This window comes from Pustulibacterium marinum (assembly GCF_900116665.1).
Classification (GTDB): domain Bacteria; phylum Bacteroidota; class Bacteroidia; order Flavobacteriales; family Flavobacteriaceae; genus Pustulibacterium; species Pustulibacterium marinum.
The window spans coordinates 156,590-176,677 of sequence record NZ_FPBK01000004.1; the positions used below are offsets into that span (position 1 = coordinate 156,590).

14 protein-coding genes are annotated in these 20,088 nt (G+C 37.7%); 7 read left to right on the forward strand and 7 right to left on the reverse strand.

The features are described 5' to 3' along the window. Genes BM383_RS08020 through BM383_RS08030 form a run of 3 tightly spaced genes read left to right on the forward strand, consistent with a single transcriptional unit; the run spans nt 1 to nt 3,025 of the window. Complete coding sequence (locus BM383_RS08020) at nt 1-1,200, forward strand: glycosyltransferase (RefSeq protein ID WP_093024606.1); 1,200 nt, start codon at nt 1-3, stop codon at nt 1,198-1,200. After that, on the forward strand, nt 1,184-1,804 hold the full coding sequence (locus tag BM383_RS08025; RefSeq protein ID WP_093024607.1) for an acyltransferase: 621 nt from the start codon (nt 1,184-1,186) through the stop codon (nt 1,802-1,804). Before BM383_RS08020 ends, BM383_RS08025 begins: the two co-directional genes overlap by 17 nt. Nucleotides 1,805-1,810: 6 nt before the next feature. Continuing rightward, nucleotides 1,811-3,025, forward strand: coding sequence for a glycosyltransferase family 2 protein (locus BM383_RS08030; RefSeq protein ID WP_093024608.1), 1,215 nt, complete (start codon nt 1,811-1,813; stop codon nt 3,023-3,025). Here the strand turns inward: BM383_RS08030 and BM383_RS08035 are convergent. Further along, nucleotides 3,009-4,142, reverse strand: a complete 1,134-nt coding sequence (locus BM383_RS08035; protein WP_093024609.1) for a hybrid sensor histidine kinase/response regulator — start codon at nt 4,140-4,142, stop codon at nt 3,009-3,011. The genes BM383_RS08030 and BM383_RS08035 overlap by 17 nt on opposite strands. Before the next feature lie 219 nt (nt 4,143-4,361). Here BM383_RS08035 and rfbB point away from each other — a divergent pair, with 219 nt between their 5' ends. The 3 genes from rfbB to BM383_RS08050 all read left to right on the forward strand — a co-directional run bounded on the left by rfbB (nt 4,362) and on the right by BM383_RS08050 (nt 7,957). After that, complete coding sequence (gene rfbB, locus BM383_RS08040; protein ID WP_093024610.1) at nt 4,362-5,399, forward strand: dTDP-glucose 4,6-dehydratase; 1,038 nt, start codon at nt 4,362-4,364, stop codon at nt 5,397-5,399. Nucleotides 5,400-5,415: 16 nt separating this feature from the next. Next, nucleotides 5,416-6,273 carry a glucose-1-phosphate thymidylyltransferase RfbA gene (gene rfbA, locus BM383_RS08045; protein WP_093024611.1) on the forward strand — a complete coding sequence of 286 codons (858 nt, stop codon included), beginning with the start codon at nt 5,416-5,418 and terminating at the stop codon, nt 6,271-6,273. Between the two features lie 346 nt (nt 6,274-6,619). Further along, the gene (locus BM383_RS08050; RefSeq protein WP_093024612.1) at nt 6,620-7,957 is read left to right on the forward strand and encodes an exonuclease domain-containing protein; all 1,338 of its coding nucleotides are present in this window, start codon (nt 6,620-6,622) and stop codon (nt 7,955-7,957) included. Between the two features lie 72 nt (nt 7,958-8,029). Here BM383_RS08050 and BM383_RS08055 read toward each other — a convergent pair whose 3' ends face one another. From BM383_RS08055 to BM383_RS08075, 5 genes are read right to left on the reverse strand one after another with little or no spacing between them, the layout of a single operon-like run. Next, nucleotides 8,030-10,177 carry a glycoside hydrolase family 97 protein gene (locus tag BM383_RS08055; RefSeq protein WP_093024613.1) on the reverse strand — a complete coding sequence of 716 codons (2,148 nt, stop codon included), beginning with the start codon at nt 10,175-10,177 and terminating at the stop codon, nt 8,030-8,032. Nucleotides 10,178-10,222: 45 nt separating this feature from the next. Beyond that, nucleotides 10,223-11,599, reverse strand: a complete 1,377-nt coding sequence (locus BM383_RS08060) for an alpha-amylase family glycosyl hydrolase (RefSeq protein WP_245766552.1) — start codon at nt 11,597-11,599, stop codon at nt 10,223-10,225. Between the two features lie 11 nt (nt 11,600-11,610). Then, a complete protein-coding gene (locus BM383_RS08065; RefSeq protein ID WP_177229087.1) occupies nt 11,611-12,660 on the reverse strand; it encodes a SusE domain-containing protein in 1,050 nt (349 codons plus the stop codon). Nucleotides 12,661-12,697: 37 nt separating this feature from the next. Beyond that, a complete protein-coding gene (locus BM383_RS08070; RefSeq protein WP_093024616.1) occupies nt 12,698-14,191 on the reverse strand; it encodes a RagB/SusD family nutrient uptake outer membrane protein in 1,494 nt (497 codons plus the stop codon). A 9-nt stretch (nt 14,192-14,200) separates the two neighbouring features. Beyond that, a complete protein-coding gene (locus BM383_RS08075) occupies nt 14,201-17,224 on the reverse strand; it encodes a SusC/RagA family TonB-linked outer membrane protein (RefSeq protein ID WP_093024617.1) in 3,024 nt (1,007 codons plus the stop codon). Between the two features lie 367 nt (nt 17,225-17,591). Between BM383_RS08075 and BM383_RS08080 the strand changes: the two genes are divergently transcribed. After that, the gene (locus BM383_RS08080) at nt 17,592-19,265 is read left to right on the forward strand and encodes a DUF6377 domain-containing protein (RefSeq protein ID WP_093024618.1); all 1,674 of its coding nucleotides are present in this window, start codon (nt 17,592-17,594) and stop codon (nt 19,263-19,265) included. Nucleotides 19,266-19,273: 8 nt separating this feature from the next. On the opposite strand, the gene BM383_RS08085 is transcribed toward BM383_RS08080, so the two are convergent. Next, nucleotides 19,274-20,020 (reverse strand): peptide deformylase, encoded by a 747-nt coding sequence (locus BM383_RS08085; RefSeq protein WP_093024619.1) that lies wholly within the window; start codon nt 20,018-20,020, stop codon nt 19,274-19,276. Between the last annotated feature and the right edge of the window lie 68 nt (nt 20,021-20,088).

Consider the following 20,088-nt stretch of genomic DNA (forward strand, 5'->3'; position numbering starts at 1 on the left):
ATGAAAGAAAGACAAGACATAGTGTGCATTGCAAACACCACTTGGTTTGGAGAATATACCAAATCTACAGTGCAATTAATGTCGCGTTTGGCCAAAAATCATCGTGTTATTTTTGTGGAATATCCATTTACGATAAAAGATATGCTAAATACATTTCGTAAAAAACAGCATGCGCCTGTAAAACGAATGTTGAATCTTGAACCATCCCTAGAAAAAATTAAAACAACTGAAAATACCGAAATTTATCATTTGGTAGTGCCTCCAGTTTTGCCTGTTGATTTCATAAAAAATGATGCTATTTTTCAGTTTTTCTTTCAGCGAAATATTCAACTTTATCAAAAAAGGCTTCGAAAAGTTTTTAAAAAGTTAGCTGTAAAAGATCCTATAGTCATTAGTGCTTACAATCCGTTTTATGGTTTGTCTATGATTGGAAAACTGAACCAAAAGCTGAATATTTATTATTGCTATGACGGAATTGGAACACGCAGGCATGGTCCAAGAATTTTTGGTATCGACGAGCAATTTTCAAAAAAATGTGATGCTATTATAACGACTTCGGATTTCATAAATTCTGAAAAGAAAAAATGGAACCCCAATAGTTTTGTAGTGAAAAACGGAGTGGATTTTGAAAGCTTTGTGAAGGAAGCTAAAAAAGATGTTCATCAAAAATCAAAGAAAATTGTTGGATACATTGGCAGTTTAGATCATCGTTTTGACATTGAAACCATGGAAAAGGTAATACAACAATTGCCTAATTATGAATTTCATTTTACAGGAAATCTTCGAAATGAGGAAATCAAAAAACGATTGGAAGTTTTTGAGAACGTACAATTTTTTGGAGCTGTAAAACCTAATGAAGTTCCCGGGTTACTGGCGAGTTATGATGTTGGTATTATCCCATATTTAGTGAACGAAATTAACAAAAACATATATCCGCTAAAGATTAATGAATACATGGCGGTAGGCGTTCCAGTGGTGATGACGCCTTTTGCTGAGTTGAAAGATTTTGAAGGTATGATTAGTGTGGCCGGCTCTTCAGAAAATTTTGCGACAGCACTACAAAATGAGATAGAACAAGATTCAAAAGATAAAATTGCCAAACGAATTGCCTTTGCTGCTCAAAATTCGTGGGATGCAAAAGCTAAAGAATTCAATAACATTATTGAACAATTACTAGAAACAAATGGGAATCGTAAGTAAAATAAAATCAAACCCAAAAACCAAAGCATTTGCATTATGGATGATTGCGCCAAAACGTAATCCTAGACCGCGTTTGTGGGTAAAATGGTTTTTGAATCCTCTCAAACATAAAAAAGGAAAAGGAGCAACAATTAGAAGAAATTCTAGAATAGATGTCTTTCCTTGGAACCGATTTGAAGTTGGGGAATTAACCACAATCGAATCGTTTTGTACAGTAAATAATGGCTCTGGAGCTGTATTAATTGGCGATAGAGTTCGCGTGGGAATTGGTAGCGTGGTTATTGGTCCGGTTACCATGGGAAGCGGCTCTGGATTAGGACAACATGTATTTGTTTCTGGTTTTAATCACGGCTACGCAGATGGAGGTAAAAACTCATCAGAACAAGCGTTAGACATTAGACCTACGGTAATTGAAGAAGACGCACACATTGGTGCCAACTCTGTTGTTTTAGCGGGTGTGACCATTGGCAAAAGATGCCAAGTTGGTGCAGGAAGCGTAGTTACCAAAGATATTCCTCCTTTTTCTATTGCAGTTGGGAATCCTGCAAAAGTTATCAAACAATTTAACCACGACACGCAACAATGGGAACGTGTTAAAAACTAATCGACTATGACGGCTATAAAAATACTTTTTTGGTTTTCACTATTCGTAATCTTCTATTCTTATTTAGGGTATGGAATTGTGTTATTCATCATTATAAAAATTAGAAGAATGCTTGGTTTTTCCAATACTGAAAATCAACAAGAAGAGTATGAACCAGAAGTAACACTTTTTGTAAGTGCCTATAACGAGAAGGATTTTGTAGCTGCCAAAATAGCCAATTCAAAAAGTTTAGATTACAATCCACACAAGGTGAAATATGTTTGGGTTACTGATGGTTCTGATGATGGAACTCCAGATATTTTAAGATCTTATGATGATATCGATGTGTATCACGAGGATGCTAGAAATGGAAAAATTGCTGCCATGAACAGAGGGATGGAATTTGTAAAAACTCCGATTGTTATTTTTTCAGATGCAAATACCAATCTTGGTAAAAATTCCATTAAAGAAATTGTTCGGTTGTTTAGCAATCCTAAAGTAGGATGTGTTTCTGGAGAGAAAAGAATTTATGCAAAAGAAGCAGATAACGCTGCCGGCGCCGGAGAGGGAATGTACTGGAAATATGAATCTCAACTTAAAAAATGGGATGCCGAATTATACTCTGTGGTTGGCGCTGCAGGAGAGTTATTTGCCATTAGAACCGATCTTTGGCAAGAAGTAGAAAAAGATACGTTACTGGACGATTTTGTAATCTCTTTGCGTGTAGCCATGGCTGGTTACACTATTCAATACAATCCCAACGCTTACGCCATAGAAACTGCTTCAGCAAACGTAAAAGAAGAATTAAAGCGAAAGATTAGAATTTCAGCAGGTGGAATTCAATCTGTAGTGCGATTAAGAGCTCTTCTAAATATTTTTAAATACGGAACTTTATCTTTTCAATATGTTTCTCATCGTGTTTTACGCTGGACATTAACCCCACTTCTGCTGAGTGTCATTATTCCACTTAATGCAGTGCTGGCTTTTAACGAAGGGTTGTTCACTTTGAATATTTATTCTCTATTACTTTTAGGGCAAATATTATTTTATGCAGCTGCTTTGCTTGGTTGGTTTTTAGAAACTAGATCCATTCGATTAAAAGTTTTGTTTATCCCTTATTACTTTTTCATTATGAATCTTTCTGTGTACCTAGGTTTTGGTAGATATTTAAAAGGAAATCAATCAGTAAATTGGGAAAGAGCTAAGCGAGGGAATAACGAAACGGTTATTCTTGACAATTAATTTTTGGCAGCGCATAAGAGAATGTACTTCCCTCTCCTGGTGTACTCTCTATAATGAGTTTACTTCCATTTTTTCTGATAAAATCCTGACAAAGAATAAGTCCCAAACCAGTTCCTGATTCATTTTCGGTACCTCTTTCCGAGAAATGAATGGTTTCATCTTTCACTTTTTCTAGTTGTTCTGGTGTCATACCTACACCAGTGTCACAAATTGCCACGCTCCAAGTATCGCTTACATCACTAATTTTAATAGTAATTTTTCCCTCTATTGGAGTAAATTTAATAGCATTATGAACTAGGTTTACAAAAACAGTTTTAATAGTATTAAAATCAGCAAAAACACAAGCTTTGGACGGCATATCTAACTCTATTTCAATATCTTTATTGTCAAAAGCCATTTTTTGAAGTCTCACTGTTTGCTTTACAATTGTAACTAAATCTACTTCTTCTTTAATAATATTCAAAACACCACTTTCTGACTTTGCCCAACCTAATAAATTATCTAGTAAATTAAAGGCTTCATCAGAAGTTGAAGAAAGGTTGTAGATTACTTTCTCCATAAAATCGGGTTCATGAATATCTATATAACCACGAATAATAAAGTCTAATTGCATTTTAATGGCACTCAGCGGAGAGCGAAGATCATGACCAATGATAGAAAACATTCTATTTAAAACTTCATTGTCTTGAGCCAGCTGTATTGCCTGATCCTTTATTTGAGCTTTCGCTTCTACGAGTTCTAGATGAGTTAAAATTCGGGCTCTTAATTCATATTTGTTAAATGGTTTGGTCACATAGTCTACTCCCCCAATCTCAAGACCTTTAATTTTATCTTCTACGCGCTGGTTTCCGGTAACAAAAATGATAGGAATCTCTTTTAATTCTTCTTCTTGTTTTATCAGTTTACACAATTCAAAACCATCTATTTCCGGCATTCCAACATCAAGAAGTATTAGATTTGGTTTCTGTTCTAAAATCAGTTCTAAAGCTTCCGTACTCTTTTGAATCCCCATAAAACGAAGTTCTATATTCTTAATGATAAAAGATAACAACGTTAAATTAGTCAACTCATCATCTACAGCAATGACTAGTGGCTTGAGGTTATTTGGTTTTTTCATGAATGGTAAAATGATAGGATTGAATTGATTTAAAATTAAGTAATTTATTTTAAAAAGAACAGTGGCTTTTCATACAAAATACGCTTCAAAATTCCGTTTATCGATATAAACAAGCAGATTATCGACAGTAAAAAGCACGTCGAGTGGAGTTCGTCTTTTTATACTTTTTTTCAAACTACTTTGCTTTCAATTATTTAAACCTTAAAACATAAATTTAAGATGCGTCATATTCTAGTTACCGGAGGTGCAGGCTTTATAGGGTCTAATTTTGTAATCTATTATTTAGCAGAAAATCCCGATGTAACCATCATTAATTTAGATGCACTAACCTATGCTGGTAGTAAAAAAAATATCAAAGAAGTAGCAAATCATCCTCGTCATATTTTTGTCAAAGGAAACATTTGTAATAGAACTTTGATAGAAGATCTTTTTTATGAGTATGATATTAAGGGGATTATTCATTTTGCGGCAGAGTCACACGTAGATAATAGCATTACAAATCCTGATGCTTTTATGAGAACAAATATTCTAGGGACTTTTAACCTTATAGATGTAGCTAAAAAGTTTTGGATGGCAGCTCCTGGAATTTATAAAGAAGCGTACAAGGATTGTAGATTTCATCATGTTTCTACAGATGAAGTTTATGGTACACTTGGAGAAGAAGGTTTGTTTCATGAAACTACTCCATATGCTCCAAACAGTCCGTACAGCGCATCAAAAGCTTCTTCAGATTTTATTGTAAGAAGTTATCATCACACCTTTGGAATGAATATAGTAACTACCAATTGTTCTAATAATTACGGACCAAAACAACATAATGAAAAGCTGATACCGGTAATAATAAGAAAAGCTATTTCCGGTGAACAAATTCCTATTTATGGAAATGGTACCAATGTAAGAGATTGGCTTTATGTACTGGATCATTGTAAAGGTATCGCTCTAGCCTATAAAAATGGAAGATCTGGAGAAACCTATAACATTGGAGGAAGAAATGAACGCACAAACCTTTACATCGCGCAACGTATTTGTGAGATTCTAGATGAGAAATATCCTAGAAATGATGGTAAAAAATATGCTGAACAAATAGCTTATGTAAAAGATAGAGCCGGTCATGATTTTAGATATGCCATTGATGCTACGAAACTTGAAAATGAGCTGGGTTGGAAAGCAGATGAAAATTTTGAAACTGGTATTATGATCACTGTGGACTGGTACCTTCAAAAATTTGTGAATAATAAATCAAACGCTCTTATTTAATTTAAAATTATCTGGTATGAAAGGAATCATTTTAGCAGGAGGATCTGGTACTCGTTTACATCCTTGTACATTAGCCGTAAGTAAGCAATTAATGCCGGTTTATGACAAACCAATGATTTATTATCCATTGGCTACTTTGATAGAATCGGGTATTAGAGAAATTTTGATCATAAGTACACCACATGATTTACCACTTTTTCAAAAACTTCTAGGAGATGGCGAAAAATATGGTTGCCGTTTTGAATATGCTGTGCAAGCAGAACCCAACGGACTTGCTGAAGCGTTTCTTATTGGTGAAGAATTTATTGGAGATGACAAAGTAGCTCTTATTCTTGGAGATAACATTTTCTACGGAACCGGACTAGCCAAATTATTACAAGCAAATAATGATCCTGATGGAGGAATTATTTATGCCTATCATGTAACCGATCCAGAACGTTATGGTGTTGTGGAATTTGATAAAGATAACAAAGCAATTTCCATAGAAGAAAAACCAGTTTCACCCAAATCTAATTTTGCCGTACCAGGAATTTACTTTTACGATAATGATGTAGTTGAAATAGCAAAAAATATAAAACCAAGTAAAAGAGGAGAACTAGAAATCACCGATGTAAATAAAGTCTATTTAGCTAAAGGAAAATTGACAGTGAGTATTCTAGACAGAGGAACTGCGTGGTTGGATACCGGAACTTTCAATAGTCTTATGCAAGCTTCACAGTTTGTACAAGTAATTGAAGAAAGACAAGGATTAAAAATAGGTGCTATTGAAGCCGCTGCTTATAACATGGGATTTATTTCCAAGGAAGAGTTTAAAGAATTAACAGCGCCATTTCTAAAAAGTGGTTATAGTAAAAACTTGTTAACCGCTATCTAATAGTTTTTGAATTGTAACATAGTATACACATTTATTAATAGCACACATATAGTATTCAAAAACAATTATTTGTTGTTAGCCAATCAAAAAGAGATGCTCAAATGAACATCTCTTTTTTCTATTTTGTATTCATATTTTCTGAGGTTAGTTTCCTTTTCTAGCATTAGAACCTTCACTATCCAATCATAAATTTCAATTTACAATATTTATTTAATCATTTCTTCCTAGTAACAAAAGTATGTCAATCTAAATTTCTACGAGATAATACTCTCCAGTTTGAATACTACTAAAATCTATAGTAAATTTAGTCTTTTAATCCTTGAAACATTTTTTGGAAGCTGTTTACATGAAGTATACTATTATTGATATTGAAACCACTGGAGCGAGTAATAAGATCACAGAAATCTCTATTTTTAAGTTGGAAGATGACGTGGTCATAGATGAATTTACTTCTTTAGTAAATCCTCAGACTTATATTCCTGACTATATTACGGCACTGACTGGTATTGATAATGGCATGGTAGCCGATGCTCCTACTTTTGCTGCTATTGCCAATGACGTACAGCGCATTACCGAAGCTAGTGTGTTTGTAGCTCACAATGTGAACTTTGACTACAATATTATCCGTCAGGAATTTAGTGCGCTTGGTATCACGTTTAACAGGAGAAAATTATGCACCATAAGGTTAAGTAGAAAATTGATTCCGGGATTGCGATCTTATAGCCTTGGTAAATTGTGCGCGAGTGTGGGTATTCCTATTTCGGATCGGCATAGAGCGCGAGGAGATGCCGAAGCTACGGTGCTGTTATTTCAGCAACTCTACCAACAAGAACACGGGCCTGGGGTAATAGCCGACTTCCTGAAACGCACCTCAAAGGAAGCGACACTTCCCTCCCATCTACCTAGTTCGGTATTTGAAAAGATTCCGCATCAACCGGGGATTTATTATTTCAAAAACAAAAAAGGTAAGATTATTTATGTGGGGAAAGCCAAAGACCTTAAGAAGCGTGTTTTGGGTCATTTCTATGATAAATCTGATAAGGAACTTACTTTGTGCCGGGAAACGGCCTCTATTGACTATGAACTCTCTGGTAGCGAGTTGGTAGCCCTACTGATGGAAGACGCCGCTATCAAACAGCACTTTCCTATTTATAACAGTGCTGGAAAGCGCAAACCTAAAGCTTTTGGTATTTATACCTTTGAAGACCGAAAGGGCATTCAGCATTTGGCGTATAACACGCTTAAGCAAGCGACTGGCTCCCTGATTACTTTCTATAGCATCCATGACTGCCGAAGCTTTTTGGAACAACTGTGTAACCAATTTGAACTGTGCCCGAAGTATTGCCATCTGCAAGAAAACATAGCTGCCTGTTCTCACTTTAAACTACAGCATTGCCATGGGATCTGCCGTGATGAAGAAGCTGTGGATGCTTATAATGAACGTGTTTTTAAAGCCATTGCCTATATTCATGATAGTGCTTTTAACAAGGTGATCAAAAAGCCTGGGCGTCATGCAGATGAAGAAGCCTTTGTACTCATTAAGGATGGTCTTTATCGTGGTTATGGATTTGTAGGCAAGGAACACCAACTGATGCATGCAGAAGATCTGGAGCTCTTTTTGATTCCGCAGCAAGATACGGTGGATACCCAAAAGATCTTACGGAAGTTGCTACTGATTGATTAATAACAAAAACCACCCATTTATACTAAATAGGTGGCTTTAAAATCACTGGAATACAGCTAAAAAACACAAAGTTTATCGTAAACGCTTGAGTCCTTTTGCGGTCTCTTTAGTTGCTTTTTCAATGCTGATGGCTACGCCTCCACTTTTGGCTAACCATTGCTGTAAGCTGCTTTTGCTAGTCACCACATATTTTGTAATGTTGTAAGCTTGCGGATTTTTATCAAAACTCGCTCCCTTGGCATCGGCATATACGGTGGCGATGAACTTTTCTCCTTCCGGAAGAAAACTGAAATCTATGCTTGCCGTGCGCTCATTTTCATCGGTGATGCCCCCAACAAACCATGCTGCTGCTCCTTTTGCTTTTCTGGCAATGGTAATATAATCGCCAGGTTCTGCTTCCAGAATATAAGTATCATCCCAATCTACAGCAACGTCTTCTATAAACTGAAACGCATCTGGAAAACGCTCATAATTATCCGGAATATCAGCTGCCATTTGCAACGGACTGTACATGGTTACATAATACGCCAATTGCTTGCAAAGCGTGGTGTTTACACGTTGCGTACTTCCAGTTCCGTAATAACTTAAGTCGGTTTGAAAAATTCCGGGTGTAAAATCCATTGGCCCACCCATCAATCTTGTAAATGGCAAAATGGTAGTATGATCTGGATTCAATCCGCCCATGGCTTCAAACTCGGTTCCTCTGGCAGATTCTTGCGCAATCCAGTTCGGATACGTTCTGTGTAAACCTGTTGGGCGTACTGCTTCGTGACTGTTGATCATGATTTGGTAATCAGCTGCTCTTTCTGCCACGTGAATGTAGTGGTTCACCATCCATTGCGAATCGTGGTGTTCTCCTCTCGGAATAATTTGCCCAACATAACCTGTCTTTACTGCTGGATAGTTATGATCTTTCATAAACTGAAAAGCACGGTCTAATCTTCTTTCATAATTGGTGGCCGAAGCAGAAGTTTCATGGTGCATGATCAATTGTACGCCTTTTGCATTTGCATACGCTTGAAGCATTTCCACATCAAAATCAGGATACGGAGTTACAAAATCGAATACATTTTCTTTCCAATTGCCAATCCAATCTTCCCAACCAATGTTCCAACCTTCTACCAAAATACCGTCCATTCCATGAGCTGCTGCAAAATCGATGTACGCTTTTACACGCTCGTTGGTAGCACCGTGTTTTCCGTTAGGTGTCAATTTTGTAAAATCATCCTCTAGCTTTACGTTGGTTTCGGTAGCGTAGGCCCAGGTACTTTTTCCGGCTACAAAATATTCCCACCAAACGCCAATGTATTTCATTGGTTTAATCCAGGAAGTATCTTCATACTTGGTAGGTTCATTCAAATTCAAAATTAAATTCGAAGCCAAAATATCACGGGCATCATCACTCACAACAATGGTTCTCCAAGGCGTGTTGAAATCCGTTTGAATGTATCCTTTATTTCCTACGGCATCCGGAGTTAAATGCGTGCTGAATATTTTATTTTCAGCATCTACATTTAAACCCATTGCCGGATAATTGATCAAAGCTGCTTCGTGAATATTGATGTACAATCCGTCTGAAGATTTCATCATGGAAGGTGTTTGTACCGATGGGTGGCCAATAGGACTTTGCGCATTGATAGGAATGGTTGCTTCATCCATCAATTCAGGAATTTCAGATATTTTGGAAGTGGTATACGCGTATTCGTTGGTATCATAATCGCCCGGAATCCAGAAAATTTTGTGATCACCTGTTAAACGAAATTCGGTATGCTCCTCTTCTATTACAAAATAGTTTAAGTTCGCTTGTTTCGGAAATTCATACCGAAAACCTAATCCGTCATTGAACAATCTAAAACGAAGTTGAATGGTTCTGTTCTGAACTTCAGGCTGAATCAATTTTATCAATAATTCGGTATATGTATTTTGAATTTCTTTTTGCTCGCCCCAAACCGGTTCCCAAGTGGTATCTACTTTGTTTTCTTCGGTTGTAGCAATTTCAAAGCCATCTTCAAAAGAAGGCACATTTTTGGCGACAATTCCTAAAGCGCTCCATTTTATCACAGGTTTATCCTTAAAATTAAGTGCATAATACGGTTTTCCGTTTTCTTTTAGCTCAAATTGTAATTGAAGCTTGCCATTGGGCGAAGTAATTTGTTGTGCCCAAATAGACACAGGGAGTAGCAATAGCATTGCTAACAAAAGTTGTCTGTAGTGTTTCATGTTATATTCTTAAAATAGATTTCAATTATGTTGGGGGAATGATTGCTAATTCTCTAAAACTTTGTACTCATAAGGAGCTAGCGAAATGGTATTGGAAATGGTTTCGGAAGTTCCGGTAAATGCATCAGACCAAGTTTCTGTTGCCAAATTAGTCGGGACCACATATGAAGTTTCTGTATTGGTTACGTTTCCTAAAACCCATACCATTTTGCCATCTTTTTCCATGGTAAAAGCACAAATAGCGCTGGAACTATATCCATTGTAATTTCCTGTTTTTAGTGCTTCGGTATTTTCCCTGAAAGCAATAATATCTTTGTATTCTTCTAACATGTCATAATCAATATTCGACCAATCGATAGGGTTTTCACTGAAATAATCTATCTGCTGATCGTACCCAATTTCCTGAGCATTGTAAATCATCGGAATCGATTTCATATAGGCAGCCAACACAAAAGCAACCATAGAACCTTCTTTGCCACCAAACAGTTGTAGCGGAGTTCCGTCTGAAAGGTTCACGTCGTGGTTTGTGGTATACCTTACTACTCTATCTTCATTGTTATACACCTGCGCATATTCTGTCGCATTGGAATCTTGAAGCGTAGTTGCCGGTTCTCCATCTCCAAACACATATTCTAAGTTTGAAAAGAAGTTGAATCCGAAGATATAATCAAATCCAGCATGAAAATGAGCACTATCACTACCTTCTGCCAACATGATGATTTCCTGATCTTTGATGGGGCGTAATGCATTGATCGCTTGTGTCCAAAACGTATCTGGAACAGCATCTGCATAATCACATCTAAAACCGTCTACATTGGCATTGTACAACCAATACGCCATAGCATCGATCATCCCTGCTTTCATTTCCTCATTTTCAAAATCAAGTTGGGCTACATCAGTATACACCGTATTTGGAGGCGAAATAATGTTTCCTTCTTCGTCTTGTAAATACCAATCAGGGTGTTCGGTAATCCAATTGTTATCCCACGCAGTGTGGTTGGCAACCCAGTCTAGAACAACTGCTAAGCCCATTTCGTGAGCAGCGTCTACCAGGGAACGTAAATCTTCTAAGGTACCAAAATCGGGATTCACTTCTTTGTAATTTTTCACTGCGTAAGGTGAGTTCACAGAGTTCACCGTGCCCACAGGATAAATAGGCATCAAATACACCACATTAGCTCCTAAAGCTTTGATATGACCTAATTTTTCCTGAACACCTTGCAGCTTGGTTTCATCGCTAAATGCTCTAATGTTTACCTGATAAATAATAGCATCTTCTTTGGAAGGCATGGCAGCAAACGGTTCTCCATATTGCTCATATCCAAAATTTTGTGTTGTTGTATTGGCATCATCGTCTGACTGGCAAGCGGTAAAGTTTACCATACAAACGGCCATCATTATATTTAAAAATAGTTTCTTCATTGTCTTCTTTTTTATTGCGCTATCACAGAATAGGTTGCTGTTTCGGGAGCATTTGGGTCTACTACAAAAGTTACTGTATACGTACCCGGTTCTAAAATGGTATGTGCTCCTGGATTATCTAAATACACGAGTGCATCTGTGATTTCGCCACTGTTTCCATCCTCTGTTCCGTAGTTGATTGTCCATTCATTATTCAATCTAAATTTCAATGCTCCGGCATTCAAATCACCTGAAAATGTCCATTGTTGGTTTTGATAATCGTACACCATATCGGTATCGGCATCCCAACCGTCTGGAGTAGCCGGACCAATAATTCCCCAAGAATACGCGGTTGCCGTAAAGGTCATGGTATTGGTATTCACCGTTAGCATATATGAACCAGCTACTGGAACTGAAAGATTGCTTGTATCGTTTGCCAAGGCGAAATTTCCGTTAGCATCATAGCCATACGAAATATCCCAATTAGGCTCAGGAGTAATTTTAAACTCTAAACCAAGCTCTTCCGGAAAGGTTACAAAACCTTGATACACTCCCGATTCTACTTCGTTTAAAACCGCAGCAGAAGCAGGATCCCATCCTTGATAAGCTCCGGGAACATACAATTGTCCGGCCAATACTTCCGGCGTAAAAGGTGTTACCGAAATAGCGATTGGATTGGAATACACATATCTATCCATATACGCTTCTACACGCACAAATACTTCACTTGCCACATCAGCTGGTAAACCAAGCTCGGTTGCAATAGTATTCAATTCACTTCCGCTAAATTGTTTACTCAACACATCACCACCCACCGTAATACGTTGAGCATTATCCCAAGCAGTTTCGCCATAAATATCAGCTTCGGTATCAATGGCTAAGGTGTAGGTTACCTGCGCATCAATATGGTAGACAACTTCTTCCCATGAAAAAGCTACTACGGGTTCATACGTATTCTCTTCGGAAAGTATAATTTCTGTTGCCGAAGTTTGTATTTCTGCAGGAAAACTAAGTGCCGCTAACATGGTAAGTTCGGCATCGTCTTCGCAAGCCATTCCTGAAAATACAAGAATTGCCAGCATTAGTATTTTTTGAATATTGTTTTTCATCATCATTGCTTTAATATCCCGGATTTTGTGTAAGGTTTGAGTTGGCATTCAAAGCCGAGGTTGGAATAGGAAACAACGTTCTGTATTCTGAAGAAGCTCCTCTAAAATCATTCGCTTCTAAGAACGTTCCAAAACGAATCATGTCTTGTCTTCTGTGTCCTTCCCAATTCAATTCAAAACCTCTTTCATCATAAATATCTTCTAAGGTGGGATTGGCATTCAACGCCTCTAATCCGGCTCTGGTTCTAATAGCATCTACCATTGGTTTTGCGGAGGCTGCATCGCCTAAACGGGCATAACATTCGGCTTTCATCAATACAATATCAGCATAGCGATAGATAGGAAAATCGTTGGAAGCTCCACCGCCGTCCATGGTTCCCGCTGGGTAAAATTTTAAATTACGAACTCCAGCTTGTGGCGCTGCTCCAGGATCGTCTAAAGAAGAAACTGTAGTTGTATAATTGGTACCCCCTGGTTGTTCGCCAAAAATAAATTGTCTTCTACGAATATCATTTTCATCATATTTAGAAAAGAATGCTTCTGGCACAATAGTTCCGTTCCAACCACTATATCCAAAAACAGCTTGCGCATGCGGACCGTATAAACTTCTGATTCCGTAGATGTTTCTGGAAACAACATTAACCGAAGCGTACATTCCTAAAATGGTTTCGTCTTCCGGTAAATCATCTCCAAATAATTCATAGTACGAAGAACCTAAAGGATTTTCCTCATTAGCTTCTGAGCTATGCAATGAAAATCCGCCTTCATCAACTACTTGACAAGCCGCTAAACATTCTGCCCAGCGAGATGTCCCTGTATATACTTCGGCATTTAAATACACTTTGGCTAAAAGCGTGTACCCTGCCCAACGGTTGAATCGACCGTAATATTCGCCTCCTTTAGAACCCGAAAGCGCATCTACATTTGCCGTTAGTTCTGAAACTACAAAGTTGTACACCTCTTCTCTGCTCGCTTGCGGAATTTGATCTACCGTACTATTGTTTTCAGTATAAAACGGAACGTCTCCAAAATCATCCATCAACAAATAGTAAAAGAATGCTCTTAACACTTTTGCTTCTGCTATTTTAGCTTCATCGGCTTCAGCATTTTCCAATTGTTCTACCGCTAGATTTGCACTATAAATAGCACTGTATAACCAATTCCAGGTATTGGTGATCAAGGCATCGCTTGGCAACCATTGGTGCTTGTACAAACGCGCAAAATCTAACTGCCAATCGCCAGTATTACGGTGCGGAATTACCTGTTCATCGGCACACATAGAGTTTAAATCGTACCAACCATTGTCGGCACCAGCATAACCAACACCTCCCCAATTACCAGCAACTTGCGCATAAACTGCTGCCAGAGCCACATCTGAACCCTCGGGCGTACCGTAAAAGTCGTCTGCCTGATACTTATCGTATACGGTTTCGGAAACATCGGTACACGAAGTAGCCATCAATAGCCCGAAACAACCTATAAAGAATAGTTTTATATTTTTCATGATTCTGTTCTAATTCAATTTTACATTAAGCCCTAACACAAAGCTTCTGGTTCTTGGATAAATACCGTAATCGCTACCAAAACCATTACCACCGCTCATATTCAGTTCCGGATCCATTCCTGAATAATCTGTGATCAACAGTAAATTGGTTCCTGTTAAGGATACGCGAACCGACTCTACGTATTTGAGTTTTTCCATAGGGAATGTGTAGCCTGCAGTTACGTTTTCCAAACGAATAAAATCACCATCTTCTAACCATAAATCCGAAGCATACTGAGACGTATACATGTCTAATTCTGCTGCACTTTGTAGTAAGTTTGACTTACCAATGTTTTCGGTATAACTCAACGTAGAATTTAAAGCGTTGTAGATTTTATTACCTCCAGAACCTCTCCAGGTCATCGCCATATCAAAATTCTTGTAGATGAATGTTGGATTGAATGCAAAAGTGTAAGTAGGCAAAGCCGATCCTTGTAACATACGGTCCGGACTTTCATTTCCTTGATCTATGATTCCATCGCCATTCACATCTTGAACGGTTTCGGCATTTGAACTGTCTTTTCCGGTGTGGTGTAAAATATTGAAACTACCAATAGCCTCTCCTTCTATTAAATATGAATTGGTTCCCCACGGTACATAATCAGTATTCAACGGCACTCCGTTGATGCTTCCGCTAAGACTCAATACTTCGTTGCGTAATAAAGACACATTTCCGTTCAACGTCAAGGTCATATCAGCCTTGTCAATTAAATCATATCCAACCGAAAATTCTAAACCTTCGTTTCTGATGCTTCCCACATTCGCTTTGATAGTTCCGTATGGAAATGGCGGTTGTGGCACCGTGTAATCGAACAATAAATTATCTGTTGTGGCAGTAAACGCATCGATGGTAGCTCTGAAACGGTTATCGAACATCGCAAAATCGATTCCCACATTGGTTTGCTTTTTAGTTTCCCAACGTAAATCGGCATTTGCATTTTGTATAATAGCAAAGTTGGTAATCTGTTCACCTCCAAAATAAGTAACGCCGTTGCTACTCACCAAAGACAAAGATCCCTGTGGATACAAACCTTGCTGATTTCCTGTAACTCCGTACCCCGCTCTTACTTTGAAAGCGCTGAATGTTTTTTGATTTTGCATGAATGACTCCTGATCTACCTGCCACGCCACAGATGCAGAAGGGAAATTACCCCATTTGTGATTTTCTCCAAAAACCGAAGAACCATCTCTACGCAAACTCACCGTTAGCAAGTATTTATTTTTGAAATCATAATTAACACGACCTAAGAACGAAACCAACGTTCTGTCGTTTTTATAAGATGAAAGATCGCCGGATCTTACGTCTGACAGATCACCTTGTTGCAAAGCATTGTAGGTAGTAATATCATTAAAGAAACCTCTTGCCTGTGCATAATTTCCTTGATAGGTTTGATTTTGCCACTCGTACAACACTAAGGCATTGATGCTATGATCGCCAAACAAGTTCTTATACGTTAAACTGGCATTGGTAAGTTTTTCATCTTGTCGGCTATTGCTAATGTTTGCAAAACCACCCTGATCTATAGCATTGGCGCTTGTAGAAGCCACCGGAAGGAAAAAACCGTTGGTGTAACTTGTTTTTCGCCAGCTTCCAAACCAACTTGCCGTTAATCCGGTTACAATATTCAAATCGGCTCTTAAACTACCGAATAAATTATCTTGTTGAGATTCGTTCACCACAGTTTCTGAAACAGCATACGGATTCAAATATTGAAAAACATTTGGGTCTGTAAAATAACTTCCATCTGCATTATACACCGGGTCTGTAGGACGCATAATATAGGCGTTGGTAATTAAATTTGAAGTAAACGCAGCTGTACCAATACTTTGCACCGTACCTGTATTATTTACCACGCCACTATTCAAATTATAGGTTAAGGTTAGGTTATCATCCAACGCCTTTTGAGTAGCCTGTAATTTGGCAATGTATTTTTTGTTATTGCTATTAATCACAACACCGTCTTGCAAAATAGCACTCACGGACGCACGGTAATTGAATTTTTCAACACCGCCTCCAAAAGAAAGTGTGTGGTTTTGGGTAACGCCCGTTCTGGTTAAAATCCCGTACCAATCGGTATTAGCACCATGATTTGCCGATGCCGGCACTCCGTTTAATTGCGCTTGTTCCCACCATTGCGAAGCGCTCATCATGTCTAATTTATTCGGAATAAAATCAATAGATGTGGTTCCAGAATACTGCACGGTTGTAGTTCCTGCTTTACTCTTTTTGGTACTTACAATGATCACCCCGGCAGCACCACGAGAACCGTAAACCGCGGTAGCCGAAGCATCTTTTAAAATATCAATCGACTGAATTTCACTAGGCGGAATTTGATTTAATAAATCCATATTCCCCTGAATTCCATCTACTACTACCAACGGATCGTTCCCTCCTATTAAAGAAGAAATACCTCTAATACGTACCGATGGCGATCCGCCTGGTTCGCTCCCGGTTTGCGTAATGTTTACCCCAGCAGCTTTCCCCGAAATTAATTGTAACGGATTGGTAATTGCGCCTTGGTTCATGTCCTTTTCACTTACCGAAGCCACTGCTCCCGTAACATCTTTTTTCTTGGCCGTACCATACCCAACCAATACCACTTCTTCCAGTGTATTGTCGGCAGGCTCTAGTTGAATAGTTCCTAAATCTGCTGATGCTGCAACTTCCTTTTCTTTGTATCCTAAAAAACTAATAACTACCACAGCATCTGAAGAAGTTACTGATAACGAAAATTGACCATCCATATCGGAAGCCGTACCATTTGAAGTACCTTTTTCAATGATACTAGCGCCAGGTAATGGCGTTCCAAATTCATCTACTATGACTCCTTCAACTTTATAACTTTGGAAAAAATAAGTCTTACTCTTGCCCGAAAAAGCAGTGGCTTGCTGCCCTCCAAGTAAGCAAAGTAGTAAAACACAAATGCCCCATCTCATCTTTACACTTAGCGTATACCGATGTGTTTTCTGTTTGTATTTTTTGTTATTTTTCATACTTAGGTATCGTGATTGTTTCACGTAATTTGTTTGTTAAATAAGTATTGATAAACCGGTTATTAATGACAACTAAACGTCATTTATTAATGTTAACAGGCCAAAAGTAACTACAACGATGTAAGAGAAGAAGTGATTGAATTCAAAATCAAGATTATCAAACAGCAATAAAACATATAAAAAACTATTAATCAATAAACTGTATAATTTAACACTGTTTAAAAATCAAACTGTTTTTTTGACAAATCGAGGTCGTTTTTAGTGGTTTTCAACGGTCATTTCGTTATTTCGTAATAAATATTTCGTAAAATTGTGTCGTTATTTTAGCAGATTCGCAATCTGAATATCATCCTTAGCATTTAGATATATGTTCAAAAAAATACAATTTCATTCCCCTAAACTCACTTTTAACATAGCTCGTTTACACAGCTGTTGTATTCTTTTAGCACTTATTTGTCTACAAGGATTTGCCTATCAGGTTGAAGAAAATTATGAAGCACTCGATGCTGAACTATCTAACAGGAATGAATATGTTAATGAAAAGTACACTCACATTCAAGAATTAAAAGACAAGGCTAACAGATTGCTTTTGGCATCTAATGACGAAGCGCTGTACACTACCTATGTAAATTTGTATGAAGCCTACAGCTCTTTTCAGTTTGATTCGGCTTATTACTTTTTAGACAAGGCCAAAGTAACTGCTAAAACGATTGGAGATTCTTTAAAAATTCAACAAATAAAAATTAAAGAAGGCTTTGTTTTAATGTCGTCCGGACTATTCAAAGAAGCTATTGATACGCTTAATACGATTACCGTTACAAACCTAAACAAAGCGTTAAAGTTTGATTATTACGCCGTAAAAGCCCGTACATTTTATGATTTAGCCGACTATACTGCTGATGGACGATTTAGCATTACCTATACCCGCTACGGCAACAAACTACTCGATTCCGCATTGCAGTTTACATCAAAAACTGCGCAAAATTATTGGAGTACTATTGGACTTAAACACATTCGACAACAAGAATGGGACAAGGCCGAACATGCTTTTACACACCTCATCAATGCGTTTTCGTTAGATCCTAAAACGTATGCCATCTCCGTTTCGTCCCTAGCCTATGTGTACGATGTAATGGGTAAAGAAAACCTTTGCATAGACTACCTTATCAAAGCTGCCCTTACCGATGTAAAAGCGGCCATTAAAGAAACGGTAGCCCTTCGGGTACTGGCCAGTAAACTCTATGAAGAAGGAAAAATTGAAAAGGCCAATGCCTATATTAATATAGCTATGGAAGATGCTAATTTTTACAATGCACGCCACCGGAAAATGGCTATTTCATCTATTCTTCCTATTATTGAAAAAGCTCAAATATTAAAAACTGAAGAACAAAAACACCGACTTACTATAGCCGTTATAGCACTTTCTATACTAGCTGTAGCGGTGGTCATTTTTTTGATTATCATTTTTAAAAATTTAAAGGAAAGAAATGCTTCCAGAAAATCTTTGGCAGAAAATAACAAGAAACTGCAAGAACTAAACACACATCTTCGAGAAGCTGATAGCGTGAAACAAGAATACATTGCATATTTCCTGAGAGCATCTTCAGATTTCATAAAAAAGATAGATTACATTCAAAAAAGTACGTTGCAGAAGATTATTACCAAACGACAAGATGAAGCTGTAAAAAGTTTGAAAAAATTGAGCGTTAAAAAAGAACGTACTATACTGTTTACCCAATTTGATGAAATCTTTTTGAAACTCTTTCCCAACTTTAAACAAGAGTATTACAAACTTTTTCCTGAAACAGAAGAAACCATTTTAAAAGGTGAGAATACTCTAAACACCGAAATGAGAATTTTTGCCTTATATCGTTTAGGAGTACAAGACAGTCATCAAGTAGCGGAATTTCTAGATTTATCTGTGGCTACCATTTATACCTATAAAGCCCGAATAAAAAGTAGATCGTACTATAAAAAAGATTTTGAAGACCGTATTATGGCCATCAAACAACTGTATACCGACAATGCTGGTCTGGCTTAAAACGGCAACTATTTGGTGCGTTTATGGTATTCGTTGAGGGTTTCCCCTACTTGATATCCTTCAATTAACAAGGGTAATTTTTTATCTGTGATTTCAAAAAAAGGAAGCGTTCCGTTGTCTAGTTTTTTATCGAGTGCGGCTTTGGTTTCCAGCTGAGTGGCATGATCTAGATAGGTACCATTCAGTAAATGCCTGAATTCATGCTGAAAAATCACAGCGGCAAACCCGGTAAGTCTACCAGTTTGTAATTCGCCCTTTTCATTTTTGCACTTGTATTCTATCCAATCATACGTTGCTACATTTCCTCTAGGTTTGCCATGAGCGCTTAGGCAACCGTGCCAAAAATTTCTTCGTTCAGTAGACACTTTCGTTATGGTTGGATTGATAAAAACTTGCTTTTGTACAGGTCCCAACACCTTGTATCTGGGATTGCTTGCTTTGGCTTCAATGATAAAAATCTGCAAGCGTTTGCCCAACTGATTTGCTGCAATGCCTACACCAGCTTTGTCTAGCATTACGGTGTACATATGCGCAATGTATTGGTGCAGAGCTTCTGTTCCAAATTCATCTTCCGTAATTTCTCTTGGCGGCAGGTATAACGCATTTTTATTTCGGCCTGCAGCATCTTTAGGAAGGTATTGCACTACTTTGGTAGTTTCTTTAGGAATCTCAAGCGTTAAGGCTGTATCGGTATGGCATCCGGATTGTAACATAAGCAAACAAAGTATAAAGACATTGGTGTATAATTTTCTCATGGCATTTGGTTTTGAAAAATCAAACTTCTGTCAATATAAGAAAATTCTTAAACTATCAACAACTTACT